18 protein-coding genes are annotated in these 17,923 nt (G+C 72.8%); 14 read left to right on the top strand and 4 right to left on the bottom strand.

Going from position 1 to position 17,923, the window contains the following annotated elements; genetic code table 11:
- Nucleotides 1–19 precede the first annotated feature (19 nt).
- From AOM01_RS11550 to AOM01_RS11535, 4 genes are all read left to right on the top strand, one after another.
- Nucleotides 20–376 (top strand): hypothetical protein, encoded by a 357-nt coding sequence (locus tag AOM01_RS11550; RefSeq protein WP_062293570.1) that lies wholly within the window; start codon nucleotides 20–22, stop codon nucleotides 374–376.
- Complete coding sequence (locus tag AOM01_RS11545) at nucleotides 373–1,218, top strand: hypothetical protein (RefSeq protein WP_062293568.1); 846 nt, start codon at nucleotides 373–375, stop codon at nucleotides 1,216–1,218. The genes AOM01_RS11550 and AOM01_RS11545 overlap by 4 nt, the downstream gene beginning before the upstream one ends.
- A gap of 112 nt (nucleotides 1,219–1,330) precedes the next feature.
- The gene (locus AOM01_RS11540) at nucleotides 1,331–1,765 is read left to right on the top strand and encodes a VOC family protein (protein WP_062293564.1); all 435 of its coding nucleotides are present in this window, start codon (nucleotides 1,331–1,333) and stop codon (nucleotides 1,763–1,765) included.
- Nucleotides 1,766–1,767: 2 nt separating this feature from the next.
- A complete protein-coding gene (locus AOM01_RS11535; RefSeq protein WP_062293559.1) occupies nucleotides 1,768–2,409 on the top strand; it encodes a winged helix-turn-helix transcriptional regulator in 642 nt (213 codons plus the stop codon).
- A 7-nt stretch (nucleotides 2,410–2,416) separates the two neighbouring features.
- Here the strand turns inward: AOM01_RS11535 and AOM01_RS11530 are convergent, their stop codons facing one another.
- On the bottom strand, nucleotides 2,417–4,864 hold the full coding sequence (locus AOM01_RS11530) for a DNA gyrase/topoisomerase IV subunit A (protein WP_062293557.1): 2,448 nt from the start codon (nucleotides 4,862–4,864) through the stop codon (nucleotides 2,417–2,419).
- Nucleotides 4,865–5,019: 155 nt separating this feature from the next.
- Between AOM01_RS11530 and AOM01_RS11525 the strand changes: the two genes are divergently transcribed.
- Nucleotides 5,020–5,586 (top strand): DUF5998 family protein, encoded by a 567-nt coding sequence (locus AOM01_RS11525; RefSeq protein ID WP_156155956.1) that lies wholly within the window; start codon nucleotides 5,020–5,022, stop codon nucleotides 5,584–5,586.
- Nucleotides 5,583–6,752: an alkaline phosphatase family protein gene (locus AOM01_RS11520; RefSeq protein ID WP_062293555.1), complete on the top strand. Its 1,170-nt coding sequence runs from the start codon at nucleotides 5,583–5,585 to the stop codon at nucleotides 6,750–6,752. Before AOM01_RS11525 ends, AOM01_RS11520 begins: the two co-directional genes overlap by 4 nt.
- 43 nt (nucleotides 6,753–6,795) lie before the next feature.
- On the opposite strand, the gene sepH is transcribed toward AOM01_RS11520, so the two are convergent.
- Entirely contained in the window at nucleotides 6,796–7,842 is a 1,047-nt protein-coding gene (gene sepH / locus AOM01_RS14785; protein ID WP_267127728.1) for a septation protein SepH, read from the bottom strand.
- A gap of 84 nt (nucleotides 7,843–7,926) precedes the next feature.
- Between sepH and AOM01_RS11505 the strand changes: the two genes are divergently transcribed.
- The 5 genes from AOM01_RS11505 (at nucleotide 7,927) to AOM01_RS11485 (ending at nucleotide 10,585) form a co-directional block, all read left to right on the top strand.
- The gene (locus AOM01_RS11505) at nucleotides 7,927–8,733 is read left to right on the top strand and encodes an inositol monophosphatase family protein (RefSeq protein ID WP_062293547.1); all 807 of its coding nucleotides are present in this window, start codon (nucleotides 7,927–7,929) and stop codon (nucleotides 8,731–8,733) included.
- A gap of 138 nt (nucleotides 8,734–8,871) precedes the next feature.
- On the top strand, nucleotides 8,872–9,171 hold the full coding sequence (locus AOM01_RS11500) for a DUF4193 domain-containing protein (protein ID WP_062293544.1): 300 nt from the start codon (nucleotides 8,872–8,874) through the stop codon (nucleotides 9,169–9,171).
- Between the two features lie 3 nt (nucleotides 9,172–9,174).
- A complete protein-coding gene (dut, locus tag AOM01_RS11495) occupies nucleotides 9,175–9,633 on the top strand; it encodes a dUTP diphosphatase (RefSeq protein ID WP_062293541.1) in 459 nt (152 codons plus the stop codon).
- Nucleotides 9,630–9,914 (top strand): OB-fold nucleic acid binding domain-containing protein, encoded by a 285-nt coding sequence (locus tag AOM01_RS11490; RefSeq protein WP_062293538.1) that lies wholly within the window; start codon nucleotides 9,630–9,632, stop codon nucleotides 9,912–9,914. Before dut ends, AOM01_RS11490 begins: the two co-directional genes overlap by 4 nt.
- Complete coding sequence (locus tag AOM01_RS11485; protein ID WP_082110214.1) at nucleotides 9,911–10,585, top strand: DUF3159 domain-containing protein; 675 nt, start codon at nucleotides 9,911–9,913, stop codon at nucleotides 10,583–10,585. Before AOM01_RS11490 ends, AOM01_RS11485 begins: the two co-directional genes overlap by 4 nt.
- Here AOM01_RS11485 and AOM01_RS11480 read toward each other — a convergent pair.
- Nucleotides 10,503–11,189 carry a potassium channel family protein gene (locus AOM01_RS11480; RefSeq protein ID WP_062293534.1) on the bottom strand — a complete coding sequence of 229 codons (687 nt, stop codon included), beginning with the start codon at nucleotides 11,187–11,189 and terminating at the stop codon, nucleotides 10,503–10,505. The two genes, AOM01_RS11485 and AOM01_RS11480, sit on opposite strands and share 83 nt — an antisense overlap.
- A complete protein-coding gene (locus AOM01_RS11475) occupies nucleotides 11,186–11,851 on the bottom strand; it encodes a potassium channel family protein (protein ID WP_062293531.1) in 666 nt (221 codons plus the stop codon). Before AOM01_RS11475 ends, AOM01_RS11480 begins: the two co-directional genes overlap by 4 nt.
- A 41-nt stretch (nucleotides 11,852–11,892) precedes the next feature.
- Here AOM01_RS11475 and AOM01_RS11470 point away from each other — a divergent pair, with 41 nt between their 5' ends.
- The 3 genes from AOM01_RS11470 to acnA all read left to right on the top strand — a co-directional run bounded on the left by AOM01_RS11470 (nucleotide 11,893) and on the right by acnA (nucleotide 17,884).
- Nucleotides 11,893–13,812: an APC family permease gene (locus AOM01_RS11470; protein ID WP_169746556.1), complete on the top strand. Its 1,920-nt coding sequence runs from the start codon at nucleotides 11,893–11,895 to the stop codon at nucleotides 13,810–13,812.
- Nucleotides 13,805–15,001 (top strand): class I SAM-dependent RNA methyltransferase, encoded by a 1,197-nt coding sequence (locus AOM01_RS11465; protein ID WP_062293525.1) that lies wholly within the window; start codon nucleotides 13,805–13,807, stop codon nucleotides 14,999–15,001. Before AOM01_RS11470 ends, AOM01_RS11465 begins: the two co-directional genes overlap by 8 nt.
- A gap of 87 nt (nucleotides 15,002–15,088) precedes the next feature.
- On the top strand, nucleotides 15,089–17,884 hold the full coding sequence (gene acnA, locus AOM01_RS11460; RefSeq protein WP_062293522.1) for an aconitate hydratase AcnA: 2,796 nt from the start codon (nucleotides 15,089–15,091) through the stop codon (nucleotides 17,882–17,884).
- Nucleotides 17,885–17,923: the final 39 nt, after the last annotated feature.

Raw genomic sequence — 17,923 nt, 5'->3', positions numbered from 1 at the left:
GGACCGGGAGGAGGACCGCATGGGCCCGTCGAGGTATCGGGCGCTCGAGGCCGCTCTGCCGTGGATCGGCGAGGGCATGCTCCCGCGGCGCGTGACGGTGGACGATGCCCGTGCCGTGTCCCGCGCCGAGGATCCGGTGGCGCTCGGGTTGATGCTCGCGTACGCGCGTTCCTACGCGGGGGCGCTGGGCGGCGTCGTCATGGGGGTGGCCTCCGGGGGCGTGCTCGCCCTGGCGGGCAGGCGCCGCGCCGCGGCCTGGGCGCTCGGCGGGGCCGGGCTCGCCGCCCTGGCGGTGATCGAGGCGCGCCGCCGCGCGCGCCGTTGGGAGGCGCTGATCGAGGCACGCCTCGCGCTGCTCGCAGGGGAGGCGCGATGACGCCCGTGATCGAGCCCACGCGGCGCATCGCCGTGCTCGACGGACATCGCTTCAGCGACCGCGCCCTCGCGCGGATCGTCGACGCGGCCGCCTCCGTGGTGAACCTCAGCTCGGATGCGCTGTTCGACGACGCGGAGCCGCTGCACGCGCGCGCGCCCGGGCTGGAGATCGAGGACGGCGGTCTGGTGCGCGGCGACGTGCGCGAGGCGATCGTGCGCGCGGCGGACCTGGGGTGCCGCCTGCTCGTGGTGCCCGAGCCGCTGCGCAGGAGGCGGTTCCTGCACCTCGCGGTCAACGGCGCGATCGACGCCGCCGAGCGCGGCCATCCGACCGTCGCGGTCCTGGTGATGCGGGAGCGGGAGGCGCCCGGCGACGTCGCGGTGTTCTCCAACACCGGTGAGGCCTCGGGCTACGGTCTCGCCTTCGCGCTCGAGATCGCGATGCGACGCGGTGTGGCGGTGGCCCGGGTGCTGCCGAAGAAGGGGTTGTACGTGCGCCGCACCGCCGAGGTCGGTCACCGGGCGGACGTGGAGGCGGGGGAGCACGGGGTGAGGGTGCGCTATCGCAAGGTGTCGCGCCCGCTCGAGACGGTGCTGCGAGGCCAGTACACGCTCGCCGTCCACTCCGTGCTCGACGTGATCGGTACCCGCTCGGCTCGCGCCGGTGCCGGCGCGCCCGCGCGGATCAGGCACGACCCGAACGTCGACGCGGTGCTGTGGCTGCTGCGGTTCTTCCGCGGCGACGTGCTGCTCGTCGCCGACGGCGTGCGCCTGCGCGAGGGCCGTGCGAGGGCTGAGGCCCCGGCCGACGCCCCCGACCTCCCGGGCGGGCCCGCGGCCTGACCCGACCGGCGCATCGTCCCCTCGACGAACTCGGCCGCATGCCTTGACGCGCCACTTGTTTTTTGCAAGTGTGGGCGGTGGTGAGACACACGACCCTGGGGAGGGGATCACCATGACCGCGATGTTCGTCAATCTTCCGGTGACCGACCTGGAGCGCGCGAAGGCGTTCTACACGGCGGTCGGGTTCGCCATCAACCCGCAGTTCACCGACCACAACGCGGCGTGCGTGGTGGTCGAGGACGGCCACAGCTACTTCATGATCCTGGTGCGCGAGTTCTTCCAGACGTTCACCGACAAGCCGATCGGCGACCCCGCGGTCAACCCGTCGGTGTCGACGTCGATCTTCCTCGACAGCCGCGAGCAGGTCGACGCGACGGTCGCGGACGGGCTCGCGGCGGGCGGCACCGAAGGGCAGCCCGCCAGCGACTACGGCTTCATGTATCAGCGACAGCTCGCGGACCCCGACGGCAACATCCTCGAGTTCGGGTGGATGGATCCCGTCGCGGCGGAGCAGGGCCCCGAGGCCTACATGAGTCAGCAGGCCTGAGCTTGGCCGCACGGGAGTACGGCCAGTACTGCGGCGTCACGCGGGCGCTCGAGCTCGTGGGGGAGCGCTGGTCGCTGCTGATCGTGCGGGACCTGCTCGTGGGGCCGCGACGGTACGGCGAGCTCGCCGCGGGCCTGCCGCGGATCCCGAGCAACATCCTCGCGTCGCGTCTCAAGGAGCTGCAGGAGGCGGGCGTGATCCGCCGCATCCCACGCCTGCGCACCGTGGTGTACGAGCTCACGCCGTACGGGCGGGAGCTGGAGCCGGTGGTCCTCGCGCTCGGCGCATGGGGGTTCAAGGCGATGGGGGAGCCGCGCGAGACGCAGGTGATCACCCCCGACTCGATGACCATGGCGCTCCGCACGGCGTTCCGTCCCTCGGCCGCGCGCGCCCTTCCCCCCACCGCCTACGCGGCGACGTTCGGCCCCGCCGAGCTCCTGGTCCGCGTCGACGGCGCCGCGCTCGAGATCGCACGGGGTGCGGGGATCGCGGACCTCGCGTTCGCCTCGGGCCCCGAGATCCGCAGGGTGATCGCGGGCGAGCTGGCGCCGGCGCAGGCCATCGCCAGCGGCGTCGTCGAGGTTCTCGACGGGAGCCCCGAGCTGTTCGGGCGCTTCGCGGAGACCTTCAGCCTCGCCGCATGAGCACCCGTCAGCCGAGCCCGGCCACCGGGGTGGGCAGGCTCGTGCCGGAGCCGTCGCGCTTGCCCGGCTCCGCGGGGAGCTCGACCGGCTGACCGGCGGACGTCGCCGCACGCGGGGGAGTGGGACCGGCCCACGCGAGCAGCAGGACGTCCTCGCCCTTGAGGAAGCGGTGCGCGCGCACGCCTCCGGTGGCGCGGCCCTTGGCGGGGAACTCGTCCATGGGCGTCCACTTGGCGGAGCCGGCGGCCACGCCGGGGAGGCCGTCGGACGGTCCCGCGATGGTGGCGACCGCGCCGTCGGTGCCCGCGCGCAGCACGCCGAAGAAGATCACCTTCGCGCCCGCCCCCAGCTTGATGCCGGCCATGCCGCCGCCCGCGCGGCCCTGCGGGCGCACGTTGCTCGCGTCGAAGTGCAGCATCGAGGCGTCGTCGGCGACGAACACCAGGTCGTCGCCGTCGGCGGCCGCCCCGGCGCCCACCACGACGTCGCCGTCGGAGAGCGCGATCGCCTCCCACACGTCCTTGTTCGGGATGTCGTCGGCCTTGACGCGCTTGACCACACCCTGGCGGGTGCCCATCGCGACCGGCGTGGCGCCGTCGAGCGGGACGAGGCCCACGGCCTCCTCGCCGCGCTCGAGCACCACGAGCTCCGCGACGGGCGTGCCGCCGCCGAGCGACGGCGGCTCCTGGCTGGGCGGCAGCGCGGGAACGTCGAGCAGGGACAGCCGGACGATGCGGCCGGCGCTGGTCACGACGCCCACGTCCGCGCGGGCCGACGAGTGGACCACGCTGCGCAGAGCGTCGTGCGCCGAGCGTCGGCCTTCGCGGGCCGGCGCCTCGTCCTCCGCGGTGCGCGCCACCAGGCCGGTGGTCGACAGCATCGCGTAGCAGGGGGAGTCCTCGATCTCGAGCGACATCGCGGGCGCCTTCGCGCCCGCGCGGGCCGTGGCGCCCGCGACCGACGCCGCCGAGGACACGGCGCCGCCGTCGGCGAGCAGGATGGTGCGGCGCGGCGTGCCGTACTGGGCCGCAGCGGCGTCCATCTCGCGGCCGACCACGTCACGCAGCACGGCGTCGGAGCCCAGGATCTCCTGGAGCTCGGCGATCTCGGCGAGCAGCTGGGACTTCTCGTTCTCCAGCTCGAGGCGCGAGAACTTGGTGAGGCGGCGCAGGCGCAGCTCGAGGATGTACTCGGCCTGGATCTCCGACAGGTCGAACGCGGTGCGCAGGCGCTCGCGCGCCACGGAGGCGTCGTCCGCGGCGCGGATGATCTGGATGACCTCGTCGATGTCGAGGATCGCGATGAGGAGGCCGTCGACCAGGTGGAGGCGGTCCTGGCGCGCCTTGAGGCGGAACGCGCTGCGACGGCGGACCACGTCGAGGCGGTGGTCCACCCAGACGCGCAGCAGCTCCTTGAGCCCCAGCGTGCGGGGCTCGCCGCCCACGAGCGCGACGTTGTTGATGGAGAACGACTCCTCGAGCGGCGTGACCCGGTACAGCTTCTCCAGCACGGCCTCGGGGTTGAAGCCGTTCTTCACCTCGATGACGAGGCGCAGGCCGTGGTGGCGGTCCGTGAGGTCGGTGACCGCGGAGATGCCGTCGAGCTTCTTGGACGAGACGCCGTCCTTGATCTTCTCGATGACCTTCTCGGGCCCGACCATGTACGGAAGCTCGGTCACGACGATGCCCTGACGGCGGGCGGTGACCTTCTCGATGCGGGTGGTGGCGCGGGTGATGAACTTGCCGCGGCCGGACTCGTACGCCTCCTTGACGCCGTCGAGCCCCACGATCTTGCCGCCCGTGGGCAGGTCGGGGCCGGGGACGAACCGCATGAGCTCCTCGAGCGACGCGCCCGGGTGCCGCAGCAGGTGCTTCGCGGCGGACACGACCTCGATCAGGTTGTGCGGCGCCATGTTGGTCGCCATGCCGACGGCGATGCCCGCGGCGCCGTTGACCAGCAGGTTGGGGATCGCGGACGGCAGCACGGCGGGCTGCGTGAGCTTGTTGTCGTAGTTGGGGACGAAGTCCACGACGTCCTCGTCGAGGTTCTCGGTCATCACCATGGACGCGGGTGCGAGGCGGCATTCCGTGTAGCGCGAGGCCGCCGGGCCGTCGTCGAGGGAGCCGAAGTTGCCGTGGCCGTCGACCAGGGGCAGGCGCAGCGAGAACGACTGCGCCATGCGCACGAGCGCGTCGTAGATCGCGGAGTCGCCGTGCGGGTGCAGCTTTCCCATCACCTCGCCGACCACGCGGGCCGACTTCACGTAGGCGCGCTCGGGGCGCAGACCCATGTCCTGCATCATGTAGACGATGCGGCGCTGCACCGGCTTGAGGCCGTCGCGGGCGTCGGGGAGGGCGCGGGAGTAGATCACCGAGTACGCGTACTCGAGGAACGACGCCTCCATCTCGGCGCTGACGTCGATATCGACGATCTGCGCGTCGGGTGCGTCGGCCATCTGCCACCTCGTCTCTTCGGGGTCCGGATCCAGCCCGTATTGTCTCGCGTCCGTCCGACACGTGCGCACAGGCTCGCGGGCCGCCCGCCTGGCCCGCGCATCGTCCCTGGGGGATGCGCGGGTCGGGTGCCCACGAAGGTGAGAGAATATCGGCCATGGCTCAGACCCTCGACCAGGCGGTGCGGATCGCGGGGTATTACCCGGCGCTCGCCACCTCCGTCCTCCGCTCCGCGATCGGCGCCGAGACGGTGCGCGCGCACTTCGTCCACGCCGAGACCACCTTCGACGACCGCGAGGTGCGCCGGCACATGACCGTGCTGGTCATCACCGACACCCGCCTGCTGCGCGTCCATATGGACGACGGCGCCGGCCACACCGTCGAGGGACGGCACGAGGCCTCCGCGACCGTCGAGACCACGGCGCTGTCCGCGATCCGCAACACCGCGATGACCCACGTGGTGCACGAGCCCGAGCGCTTCACCGACGGCGACCTGCCGAGCGAGCTGGTGCTCGCCGTGGGCGGCTCGGTGCACTCTCGCGTGGACCTCGAGCCCGCGTCCTGCGGCGACGAGAGCTGCGATGCCGACCACGGCTACACGGGCACCCTCACCTCGGACGACATCCTGGTGCGCGTCAGCGTGATCGCGGACGGCGAGGACTCGATCCGCGCGCTGCAGGACTTCGCGGGCGTGCTCCAGGGCGCCATCGGGGCGCGGGGGTGAATCCCGCCGGGCGGCTCGCTGCCGCCGGGCTGTCCCTTCCCGACTACGGCGGGCTCGAGCTCGGCGCCGTGCTGCCGGGCGCGCTCGCAGCGGTGGGCGCCGCATCCGCGGTGACCGGCCGCGACGCCGAAGCGGACCGGATCCGCCTGGGCATCCCGACCGCCGACCACATCGTGGTGGTGCTGCTCGACGGGCTAGGCCACCACCAGCTCGACGCGCGCAAGGGGCACGCGCCGTTCCTGCGCTCCACCGAGTCGGGCATCATCACCGCCGGGTTCCCGACCACGACCGCGACGTCGCTGGCGCTGTTCGGCACGGGTCGGGCGTCCGGCGCGACCGGCATGACCGGCTACACGGCCCACAACCCCGCGACCGGCGCCGCCGCCAACCTCGTGTCATGGGAGGGTGCCGACGACCCCGACACGTGGCAGCGCGAGCCGTCCCTCATGCGTGTCGCCCACGAGGGCGGCCTGCCGGTCGCGTCGCTGGGCAAGCGGCGGTTCGAGGGGTCCGGCCTCACGCGAGCGGCGCTGTCGGGCGGCGAGTTCGTGGGCGCGGAGCGCCTGTCCGACCGTGTCGACGAGGCGATCCAGCGCGCCCGCACGCCCGGCCTCACGTACTGCTACTGGGGCGACATCGACGCCGCGGGACACAAGCACGGCTGGCAGTCGGACCAGTGGGTCGCCGCCCTCGAGGACGCCGACCAGGAGCTGCGGCGCCTGCGCGCCCGCCTGCCGCGGCACGCGGCGATGGTGGTGACCGCGGACCACGGCATGGTCGACGTCACGGGGGCGCCGCGCTGGGACCTGGGCGCCGAGCCCGCGCTCGCGCGCGACGTGCGCCTCGTCGCGGGGGAGCCGCGTGCGCTCCACCTCCACATGGACGATGCGGCGCTCGCGCCCGCGGTCGCGGACAGGTGGCGCGACGTGCTCGGGGATCACGCGGCGGTCCTGTTGCGCGACGAGGCCGTGGGCCTGGGCCTGTTCGGCCCCGTGTCCGGTCACGTCGAGGAGCGGATCGGCGACGTCGTGGTCGCGATGGCCGGCCGCGCGACCGTGGTGGACTCGCGCACGCAGACCGCCCAGGCCCTCGCACTGGTCGGCGTCCACGGCTCGCTCACGCAGGAGGAGCTGCAGGTGCCGCTCCTCGTGGCCAGCACGGACTAGGAGCCCGCTACCGCGTTCCACACGGATTCTGCAGCTGCCCCCTTCATGGTCGGCCGATGCGCCGTGACATGCATGGAGGTCCGGGCGGATCCGGAGTTCTGTGTGGGGATAGGCCAGGACGAAGCGCCAGGCTCAGCTCTGGTCGTTCTTCGCGCCGAAGACGATCTCGTCCCAGCTGGGCACCGACGCGCGGCCTCGCTTGGTCGAACGCCGCTCCGTAGGCTCCTCGGCCTTCGCCTGGGCCACCTCGGCGGTGCTCGCCGCGGCGTCCTCGCGCGCACGGCCGGCACCACCGAAGCCGGTCTCGGCCTCCCGGGCGCGGACCGCGGGGCCGAAGCCCTCGAACTCCTCGTCGTCCTCGTCCTCGTCGACCGTCTCGCGCGTGCCGCGACGCAGGTCGAGGTCGTCGAGCAGCAGCTCCGTGGGGCTGGCCTCCACACGCGGGGCGGTGCTCGGCGACCGCCGCATCCCTGGACCCCACGGCGCTGAGGTGGCGGCGGGGGATCGGGACGTCGAGGAGCTCGGTCTCGGAGAGCCAACGGGCCTCCTCGTCCTCGGCCGTGACGGTGCGGGCCGTGTGGTCGAACGTCCACAGCGCGCGCACGCCGCGCCCGGAGACGCGGTAGTCGGCGGCGACCCGCCACGGCTCGTCGGTCTCGCGCCACGCGTCCCACGTCACGGACTCGGGGTCGACGCCGCGGGCGGCGAGGCGGTCCGTGACGAGCTCTCCCAGCTGGGGAGCGCTCGGGTCGCGACCGATCCGGGTCTCGCGCGCGAGGTCGGCGATGTACTGGCGCTCGGCGGCCACCGGGCCCTCGTACTTCTCGATCGCGGCCAACGACATGCCGGTGAGCTCGGCGAGCTCCGCCGCCGTGAGACCGGACCGGATGCGCTGCTGGATCTCGCGCGGCGTCATGGTGGGCGCCTCGGCCTCCTCGACCGGTTCCGCGGCGCGTCGTGCACGTCTGGTGTAGCGCACCGCGTGGCGCAGCTCGTCGGTCAGGGGGAGCTCGAAGCGGTCACCCGACTCGGCCTCCACGACAAGGTGAAGGCCGTCCTCGGAGGGACCCACGAGGGTGAGGCGAGTCATGGCATCAGGGTGCCACGCGCGGGACGGACCGGGCGCACGACACCCCGGGCGGCGCGGATCGACCCGCCGCCTACGATGAGGGTCATGACCACGCCGACAGAGCTGCTCGACGTCGCATCCGCGCTGGCCGCCGAGGCCGGCCGGCTCATCACGGAGGGCAGGGGCGACGCACGCGTGGCCCTCACCAAGTCATCCTCCGCCGACATCGTCACCCAGATGGACATCGCCGCCGAGCGCCTCATCAGGGAGCGTCTCGCGGAGCTGCGACCCGAGGATGGCGTCCTGGGCGAGGAGGGCGACCACGTCCCGGGCACCTCGGGCATCACGTGGGTGGTGGACCCCATCGACGGCACGGTCAACTACCTGTACGGGATCCCGCACTACTCGGTGTGCGTCGCCGCGGTGAGCGGCCCACCCGAGCCGCGCCGCTGGACGGTCGAGGCGGGCGCGGTCATGGACGGGTCCGGCGTGCTGTGGACGGCCGCGCGCGGTGGCGGGGCGTGGCGCGACGGCGCGCCCCTGCGACGGGACGATGCGCCGCCCCTGGACCGCACGCTTGTCGCCACGGGCTTCCAGTACGTGGCGGAGAGGCGCGCGCTGCAGGGCCAGGTGGTCGCGCGGCTGCTGCCGCAGGTGCGGGACATCCGGCGCCTGGGATCCGCGTCGGTGGACCTGGTGCACGTCGCGGCCGGACTGGTCGACGCCTACTACGAGCAGGGCCTGCAGCCGTGGGACTTCGCCGCGGGCGCCCTCATCGCCGCCGAGGCGGGCGTGCGGGTGGCCGGCACCGACGGCGGGCCCGCGGACTCCGACATGCTCATCGCGGCCATGCCCGAGGCGTGGGACGCGCTGCGCGACGCGCTCGTCGAGGCGGGCGCGCGACCCTTCTGACCGGGCACCGCGCCGCGCCGGGCGGCCACGAGATGCATTCGTCGCCCGAATGGTGCACAATGCGTCAGCCGCGCGGGAACAAAACGCCCCTGTGAGGCATTGACAAGCCGCAACCATCGAGGAAGGGACGCAAGCCGCATGGCAACGGATTACGACGCGCCACGCAAGACCGACGACGAGATCTCGGCCGACTCGATCGAGGAGCTCAAGGCTCGTCGGGCGGACAAGACCTCCGGCGTGGTCGACGAGGACGAGACCGAGGCTGCGGAGGGCTTCGAGCTCCCGGGCGCGGACCTGTCCGGCGAGGAGCTCTCGGTCCGCGTGCTGCCGGCGCAGCAGGACGAGTTCACATGCATGTCCTGCTTCCTGGTGCACCACCGCAGCCAGCTCGCCACCTTCAAGAACGACCAGCCGATCTGCTCGGAGTGCGCGGCCTGAGACATGGCCGACCTCGAGATCCTCGTCAGCACGACGGAGCCGGACGTGCCGCTCCCGCGTTACTCCCACCCGGGTGACGCGGGGGCGGATGTCACCACCCGCATCGACGTGACGCTCCAGCCGGGGGAGAGGGCCACCGTGCCCACCGGCCTCAAGATCGCGCTGCCCGACGGGTACGCCGCGTTCGTCCACCCGCGCTCCGGCCTCGCCGCCAAGCATGGCGTGACCATCGTCAACGCGCCCGGCACCGTCGACGCGGGCTACCGCGGCGAGATCGCCGTGACGCTGCTCAACACCGACGCGACGCAGGCGGTGACCCTCGCGAAGGGCGACCGCATCGCGCAGCTGGTGATCCAGCGCATCGAGCGCGCCGCCTTCGTCCCCGTCGAGTCGCTTCCCGGCTCGCACCGCGGCGACGGCGGCTTCGGCTCGACGGGCGTCGCCACCGGGGCGGCGCTGTGACCGACGCCGCCACCGTCGCCATCGCGGAGGCACGGCCCCGCGGGATGGTCCGTGTCCAGGGACGCGTGGTCGCGGTCCAGGTCGAGCCCTCCGACGCCCCGCCGGCGTTCACCGTGAGGCTCGAGGACGCCACCGGCCGCATCGACGCCGTGTTCATGGGCCGCCGCGGGGTGCCTGGCATCACGCCCGGAACGCGCCTGTGCCTCGAGGGGCGCGTGTGCGAGTCCGACGCGCTGCCGCGGCTCTACAACCCCCGCTACGAGCTGCTCGCGAGCGCATGACGGAGGAGCAGCCCGCCGCGGAGAACCGCGCGGCACGCCTGCTGGGCGGCGAGTCCTTCGACCTGCACGAGGCGGTGGGCGGCTGGCGCGGGTTCGTCGAGTCGTCGCTGCCCGGCGTGGTGTTCGTCGCCGCCTACCTGCTGTGGGGCGGTTTCCGGGTGCCCGTCATCGCCGCCGGCGGCGTGATGGCGGTCCTCGTGATCGTGCGCCTTATCCAGCGCACGCCCGCCGTGCAGGCGGCGTCGGGTGCGATCGGGGTCGCGATCGGCGCGGTCTGGGCGTGGCGCTCGGGCGACGCGTCCGGCTACTTCGCGCCCGGGCTGTGGCTCAACGCCGCCTACCTCGCCGGCATCCTGCTGTCGATGGTGGTGCGGTGGCCCGTGGTGGGCGTCGTCATGGGCCTGATCCGCGGCGAGGGCACGCACTGGCGCGCCGACCGCGCGCAGATGCGCCGCTTCCAGCTCGCCTCCGCGGTGCTCGCGGCGATGTTCGCGCTGCGTCTCGCGGTGCAGGTGCCGCTGTACCTCGCAGGAGAGGTGGCGGTGCTGGGCACCGTCAAGCTCGCGATGGGTGTGCCGCTGTTCGCCCTCACGCTGTGGGGCGTATGGCTGCTGGCCCGCGACGCAGGAGCTGCTCGAGAGACTCAGGATCCGCCTCCGACGACACGATGAACAGCAGCTCGTCGTGAGCCTCGAGGGTGTCGTCCGGCGTCGGCGCGATGGTGCGGTCGCCGCGGATGATGGTCGCGAGGACGATGTCGACGGGCCACTGGATCTCGCGCAGCAGCACCCCGACCACGGGGGACGATGCCGGGAGGGTCACCTCGACGAGCGCGGCGCCCGACTGGCGGAACGTGAACACGCGCACGAGGTCGCCGATCGCGACGGCCTCCTCGACCATGGCGGTCATGATGCGCGGCGTCGACACGGCGACGTCGACGCCCCACTGCGCGTCGTACATCCACTCGTTGCGCGGGTTGTTGACGCGCGCCACGGTGCGCGGCACGCCGAACTCGGTCTTGGCGAGGAACGACACGACGAGGTTCGCCTTGTCGTCGCCGGTCGCGGCGACCACCACGTCCATCGTCTCGACCTGAGCATCGCGCAGGGCGGACATCTCGCACACGTCGGCGAGCATCCACTCGGCCTCCGCCACCTGGGCGACGCGCATCGCCGCCGGGTTGGAGTCGACGAGCAGCACCTCGTGGCCGTGCTCGAGCAGGTCGCGCGCGATCGATCGACCCACCGAGCCGGCGCCCGCGATCATCACCTTCACTTGGACACCTCCGGGGAGCGGCCCGTCACGCGGGCCGGGTCGGCGCCGGTCCCCGGCACCATGGTGAAGTAGGCCTCGTCGCCCTCCTGGACCAGCGTCTCGGGATCGGGCAGCAGCGCCTCCCCGAACCGCACCAGGTACGCGACGCGTGCGCGTGCGCGCCGCTCGAGCTCGGTGTAGCGGTGCCCCACCCAGCCGGAGTCGAGGGGGAGCCTGCTGAGGCTCACCCCGCCGCTCGGGTCGTGATAGAGCGCGTCGGAGCCGCCGGGCAGCAGCCGGGAGACGATCTGCGCCGCGGTCCACGGCACGGGCGCCACGGTCGGGATGCCGAGCCGGCGGTACACCTCGGCGCGGCCGAAGTCCGCGATGCGGGCCACCACGTTGTCGATGCCGTATGTCTCCCGCACCACGCGGGCGGCGAGGATGTTCGAGTTGTCGCCGTCCGAGACCGCGGCGAACGCGTAGGCGTCCTCGACCCCCGCCGAGACCAGCGTGTCGCGGTCGAAGCCGATGCCGGTGATGCGCTGTCCCTCGAAGGTGGGGGGCAGCCTGCGGAACGCGTCTCCCGACTGATCGATCACCGCGACGGTGTGGCCGCGCGCCTCGAACTCGGTCGCCAACGTCGCTCCCGTGCGGCCGCAGCCCATGATCACGATGTGCACGGCAACCCACGGTATACCCCTTGAGCCTAGGATGGTGCGACGTGCAGAGGTTTCTCGAGCGACTGAAACTGCTGGTGTTCGGGCGTCCCATCGCGACCGGCCGGTCCGAGCGGGTCGGCCTGAAGACGCGGCTGGCGCTGCCCGTGTTCGGCGCGAGCCTGCTGTCGACGGTCGCCTACGCCCCCGACGCCGTGGTCGACGCGCTACGCAAGGGAGGGGTCCAGTCGACCCTTCCCGTCATGGCGCTCGCCGTGGTCGCGATCATGGTGCTGCTGGGCTTCGCCTACCGCTCCAACGTGCGCAAGCGCCCCGACGAGCGCGGCGACTACGGGCTGGTCTCCGACAAGCTCGGCCCCACCGCGTCGCTCATCACGGGCGCGTCGCTGCTGGTCGACTACGTCTTCACCGTCGCGGTCTCGGTCGCGGCGATCGCCCAGTTCGTCGCGTTCGTGGTGCCCGGGCTGGGCGACCGCCACACGTCGATCGCGGTGGCCTCGATCCTCATCATGACGCTCGCGCACCTGCGCGGCATCCAGGAGCGGGCGCGCGTGCTCCTGGTGGTGTGGTTCGGTTTCCTGCTGGTGATCGGGCTGGTCGTCGCGTTCGGCGCGGCACGCCCCGACGTGGTCGCCCCGAGCGCGCCCACCGAGCCCACCTGGTCCTCCGCGATCGCCTTCGCCGGCGCGATCGCGTCGGGTGCGGTGATGCTCACCGGCATCGAGCACCTCGCGTCCTCCGCCCCTCAGCATGCGGAGCCGCGCGCCAAGCGTGCCGGCCGCACCCTGATCCTCGCGGTGCTCGCGGGAGCGGCGGGCTTCCTCGCGGTCACGCTCATGGTGTGGCGCTACCGCGTCTCGGGCTGGCAGTCCGGTCCGGTGCTCCTGCAGACCACGGACCGCATCTTCGAGTCGACGTGGCCCGTCTGGGTGGTGGCGCTGCCGGCCGTCGCGATCCTCTACTCCGCGGCCTCCGCCGTGTTCCGCCGCTTCTCGCGCCTCACGTCGCTCCTGGCGCGCGACTCGTACCTGCCGCGCCAGCTGGCGCAGCAGAGCGAGCGCCTGGTGTTCCGTGGCGGCGTGCTGTGGGTCGCCGTCGCGTCCGCGGTGATCGTGGTGGTGACGGGCGCACGCCTCGAGCAGCTGGTGCACATGTACCTCATCGGCGCGTTCGCGGCGATCGTGCTGAGCCAGTTCGCGATGGTCCGCTACCAGTCGCTGCGGATCGCGCTCGAGCCGTCCGGACGCTCGCGGATCCGCATGAAGGGCACCCGCGTGCTCCACGTCGCCGCGGCGATCGTGGCCGCGGCCGTGTGGATCATCATCGCGGTGTTCAACTTCGCCGCGGGCGCATGGTTCGCCCTCGCGCTCGTGGCCGGCCTGGTGCTGCTCATGCGGGGCATCCACTCCCACTACGGCGACGTGGCGCGCCAGCTTGCCATCCAGCCCAACGACCGCGCCTCCGCGCGGCCCAGCGCGACGCACGGCATCGTCCTCGTCGCACAGCTCCACCGCCCCGCGCTGCGCGCCATCGCGTACGCGAAGGCCGCGCGGCACTCGTCCCTCGAGGCCGTCGCCGTGCAGGTCGACCCGGCCGCGACGGCGCGCCTGCAACGCAGCTGGGGCGAGCTCAACCTCGGCGTGCCGCTGGTCATCCTCGACTCGCCGTACCGCGACCTGGTGGGCCCGGTGCTCGACCACGTCAAGTCCATCCACCGGCTGTCGCCGCGCGACATGGTGGTGATCTACGTGCCCGAGTACATCGTGGGCCGCTGGTGGGAAAGGTTCCTCCACAACCGCGCCTCGATGCGCCTCCGCGCCCGCCTGCTGTCCGTGCCGCGCGTCGTGGTCGCCGCGGTGCCGTGGCACCTGCAGTCGTCCCTCGACATGGGCGACGGCGCCGCATTCACCCAGGAGCTGCCGCGGGTGGAGCTCGGCTCCGAGGAGGCGTCGACCCGTGGCTGACATCGAGCTCGAGATCGGCGCCGTCGCGCACGGCGGCCACTGCGTCGCCCGCCACGAGGGCCGCGTGGTGTTCGTCCGGCACGCGCTGCCGGGGGAGCGGGTCCGCGCCCGCCTCACGGAGGCCGGCGACGCCGCCCGGCTGTGGCGTGCCGATGCCGTCGAGATCCTCAGCCCCTCGCCCGACCGCGTCGAGTCGCCGTGGCCGGAGGCCGGCCCCGGTGGCATCGGCGGGGGAGAGCTCGCGCACGTCGCGCTGCCCGCGCAGCGGCGCTGGAAGCACGACGTGCTCCGCGAGGCCTTCGTCCGGTTCGCCGACCGTGAGTTCCCCGGCGACGTCCACGCGGCCCCGGGGGACGATGCCCGGGCCGGGTTGGGCTACCGCACGCGGGTGACCGCGGTCGCGGGGCCCGACGGGCGGGCCTCGATGCACCTGCACCGCTCGCGCGAGCTGCGGCCCCTCGCGTCGCTGCCGATCGCCGCGCCGGCGCTCGAGGAGCTGCTGCTGTCGACGCGGTTCCCCGCCGGCAGCCATCTGCAGGGCGTCGCGCCCGGCGGCGACGCGCCTCGACTCGTGGTCGACGGGGTCCCGTGGAAGGGCGGCCGACCCGACCGTCGGGACAACGCCCCGCGCCGGGTCCGCGAGACGGTCGCGACCACGCACGGGGAGTGGACGTACCAGGTGGACGTCGAGGGCTTCTGGCAGGTGCACGTCGACGCGCCCGCGGTGCTGGTCGACGCGGTGCTGTCGCGGGTGGGCGACGGCGAGCGGGTGCTGGACCTGTACGCCGGCGCGGGGCTGTTCACGGTGCCGCTCGCCACGACCGGCCGGGACGTCACATCGGTCGAGGCCGACGCACGCGCCTCCCGCGACGCGCGCCGCAACGCCCACGGGCTCCCCGGCGCCCGCATCGTCCACGGGGACACCCGCGCGTTCCTGTCCGGCACCGGGGTGACCGCCGACGTGGTGGTGCTCGACCCGCCGCGCTCCGGCGCGGGCGCGAAGACGCTGGACGCGGTCGCGGGCGCCAACGCCGCGCGGGTGGTCTACGTGGCCTGCGACCCGGTCGCGCTGGCCCGCGACACCGCCCTGCTGGGTCACCACGGCTACGCGCTCGAGGAGGCCCAGGCGTTCGACCTGTTCCCCATGACGCACCACGTGGAGACGGTCGCGACGTTCGTGCGCGGATAGCGCCGCGGGTGGGGGAACGGCGGCCGTACCGGGGTGGATAGGATGGCCCCAGACCCATCGCCGGGAGACCCCACACGGAGGAGACGCATGAGCGCGAACACCCTTGGATCCAAGTCGACGCTGCAGGTGGGCCCGCAGCAGTACGAGATCTTCCGACTCGACGCGGTTCCGGGGCTGGACGCCCTCCCGTACTCGCTGAAGATCCTGGCAGAGGCGCTGCTGCGCACCGAGGACGGCGCCAACATCACCGCCGACCACGTGCGCGCCCTCGCCGCATGGGACCCGCAGGCCGAGCCCGACACGGAGATCCAGTTCACCCCCGCGCGCGTGGTGATGCAGGACTTCACCGGCGTCCCCTGCGTGGTGGACCTCGCGACCATGCGCGAGGCCGTCAGCGAGCTGGGCGGCGACCCGAACGTCATCAACCCGCTGGCTCCCGCCGAGCTGGTGATCGACCACTCCGTGGTCATCGACATCTTCGGCCGCGGCGACGCGCTCGAGCGCAACACCGACCTCGAGTACCAGCGCAACCGCGAGCGCTACCAGTTCCTCCGCTGGGGCCAGACCGCGTTCGACAACTTCAAGGTGGTGCCGCCGGGCACCGGGATCGTCCACCAGGTCAACCTCGAGTACCTGGCCCGCGGCGTGATGACCAAGGACGCGGACGGCGTCACCCAGGCGTACCCCGACTCGTGCGTGGGCACGGACTCGCACACCACGATGATCAACGGCCTGGGCGTGCTCGGCTGGGGCGTGGGCGGCATCGAGGCCGAGGCCGCGATGCTCGGCCAGCCCGTGTCGATGCTCATCCCCAAGGTGGTGGGCTTCAAGCTCACCGGCGCGATCCCGGCCGGCGCGACCGCGACCGACGTGGTGCTGACCATCACGCAGATGCTGCGCCGGCAGGGCGTCGTGGGCAAGTTCGTCGAGTTCTACGGCGAGGGCGTGGGCCAGGTGCCGCTCGCCAACCGCGCCACCATCGGCAACATGAGCCCCGAGTTCGGCTCGACCGCCGCGATCTTCCCCATCGACTCGGTCACCATCGACTACCTGCGCCTCACCGGCCGCAGCGCCGAGCAGGTCGCGCTCGTCGAGGCGTACTGCAAGGAGCAGGGCCTCTGGCACGACCCGTCGCGCGAGGCCGCGTACTCCGAGTACCTCGAGCTCGACCTGTCGACCGTGGTCCCGTCGATCGCCGGCCCCAAGCGGCCGCAGGACCGCATCGAGCTGACCGACGCGAAGGCATCGTTCAGCCGCTCGATCCTCGACTACGCGCAGCACGAGGACCTGCACGGCCTCGACGAGTCGGTGGAGGAGACCTTCCCGGCCTCCGACCCGATCGCGGCCGAGGCCCACGCGGGCGACGCGCCCGAGCCGGCCCACGCATCGTCCACCGCCACGAAGACCCGACCGCACAAGCACGTGCCCGTCACGCTCGCGGACGGCACCGAGACCGCGCTCGACCACGGCGCCGTCGTGATCGCGTCGATCACGTCGTGCACCAACACGTCGAACCCGTCGGTGATGCTCGCCGCGGCGCTCCTCGCGCGCAACGCCAACGAGAAGGGCCTCAGCTCCAAGCCGTGGGTCAAGACCTCGATGGCCCCCGGCTCGCAGGTGGTCACCGACTACTACGAGAAGGCCGGGCTGTGGCCCGACCTCGAGGCGCTCGGCTTCCACCTCGTGGGCTACGGCTGCACCACGTGCATCGGCAACTCGGGGCCGCTGCCGCAGGAGGTCTCGGACGTCGTCAACCAGAACGACCTCGCCGTCGTCTCGGTGCTCTCGGGCAACCGCAACTTCGAGGGTCGCATCAACCCCGACGTGAAGATGAACTACCTCGCGTCGCCGCCGCTGGTCATCGCGTACGCGCTCGCCGGCACCATGGACCACGACTTCGAGAACGAGCCGCTCGGCACGGGCTCGGACGGCCAGGACGTCTACCTGCGCGACATCTGGCCCGACCCGGCCGAGGTCGAGTCGATCGTGGGCTCCTCCATCACGCAGGAGATGTTCGAGAAGGACTACGCGGACGTGTTCGCGGGTGACTCGCGCTGGCAGAACCTGCCGACGCCCGCCGGCGCCACGTTCGAGTGGGCCGACGATTCGACCTACGTGCGCAAGCCCCCGTACTTCGAGGGCATGGGCATGGAGCCCGAGCCGGTCGAGGACATCACGGGCGCCCGCGTCCTCGCGCTGCTCGGCGACTCGGTCACCACCGACCACATCTCGCCGGCCGGCTCGATCAAGGCGGACAGCCCCGCGGGCGTCTACCTCGCGGAGCACGGCGTCGACCGCAAGGATTTCAACTCGTACGGGTCGCGTCGCGGCAACCACGAGGTGATGATCCGCGGCACGTTCGCGAACATCCGCCTGAAGAACCTGCTGCTCGACGGCGTGGAGGGCGGCTTCACGCTCGACCACCTCACCGGCGAGCAGACCACCATCTACGACGCCTCGGTCGCGTACCAGGCGGCCGGAGTGCCGCTCGTGGTGCTCGCGGGCAAGGAGTACGGCTCCGGCTCCTCGCGCGACTGGGCGGCCAAGGGCACCTCGCTGCTGGGTGTCCGCGCGGTCATCACCGAGAGCTTCGAGCGCATCCACCGCTCGAACCTCATCGGCATGGGCGTGCTGCCGCTGCAGTTCCCGGCGGGGGAGTCCGCGGCGTCGCTCGGCCTGGACGGCACCGAGACGTTCGACATCGTGGGCGTCGCCGCGTTCTCCGCGGGTGAGCACCCGAAGTCGCTGCCGGTGACCGCGACGAAGGCGGACGGCTCGACGGTCACGTTCGACGCGGTGGTCCGCATCGACACCCCCGGAGAGGCGGACTACTTCCGCAACGGCGGCATCCTGCAGTACGTGCTGCGCTCGCTCGTCTCGTAGCGGCACGCGGCCCCGACGGCCCCGCCCGGCATGAGCCGG

This window comes from Demequina phytophila (assembly GCF_000971135.1).
GTDB lineage: Bacteria > Actinomycetota > Actinomycetes > Actinomycetales > Demequinaceae > Demequina > Demequina phytophila.
The sequence above is the reverse complement of the archived record's forward strand: the minus strand, read 5'-3'. Positions and strand labels throughout refer to the sequence as shown.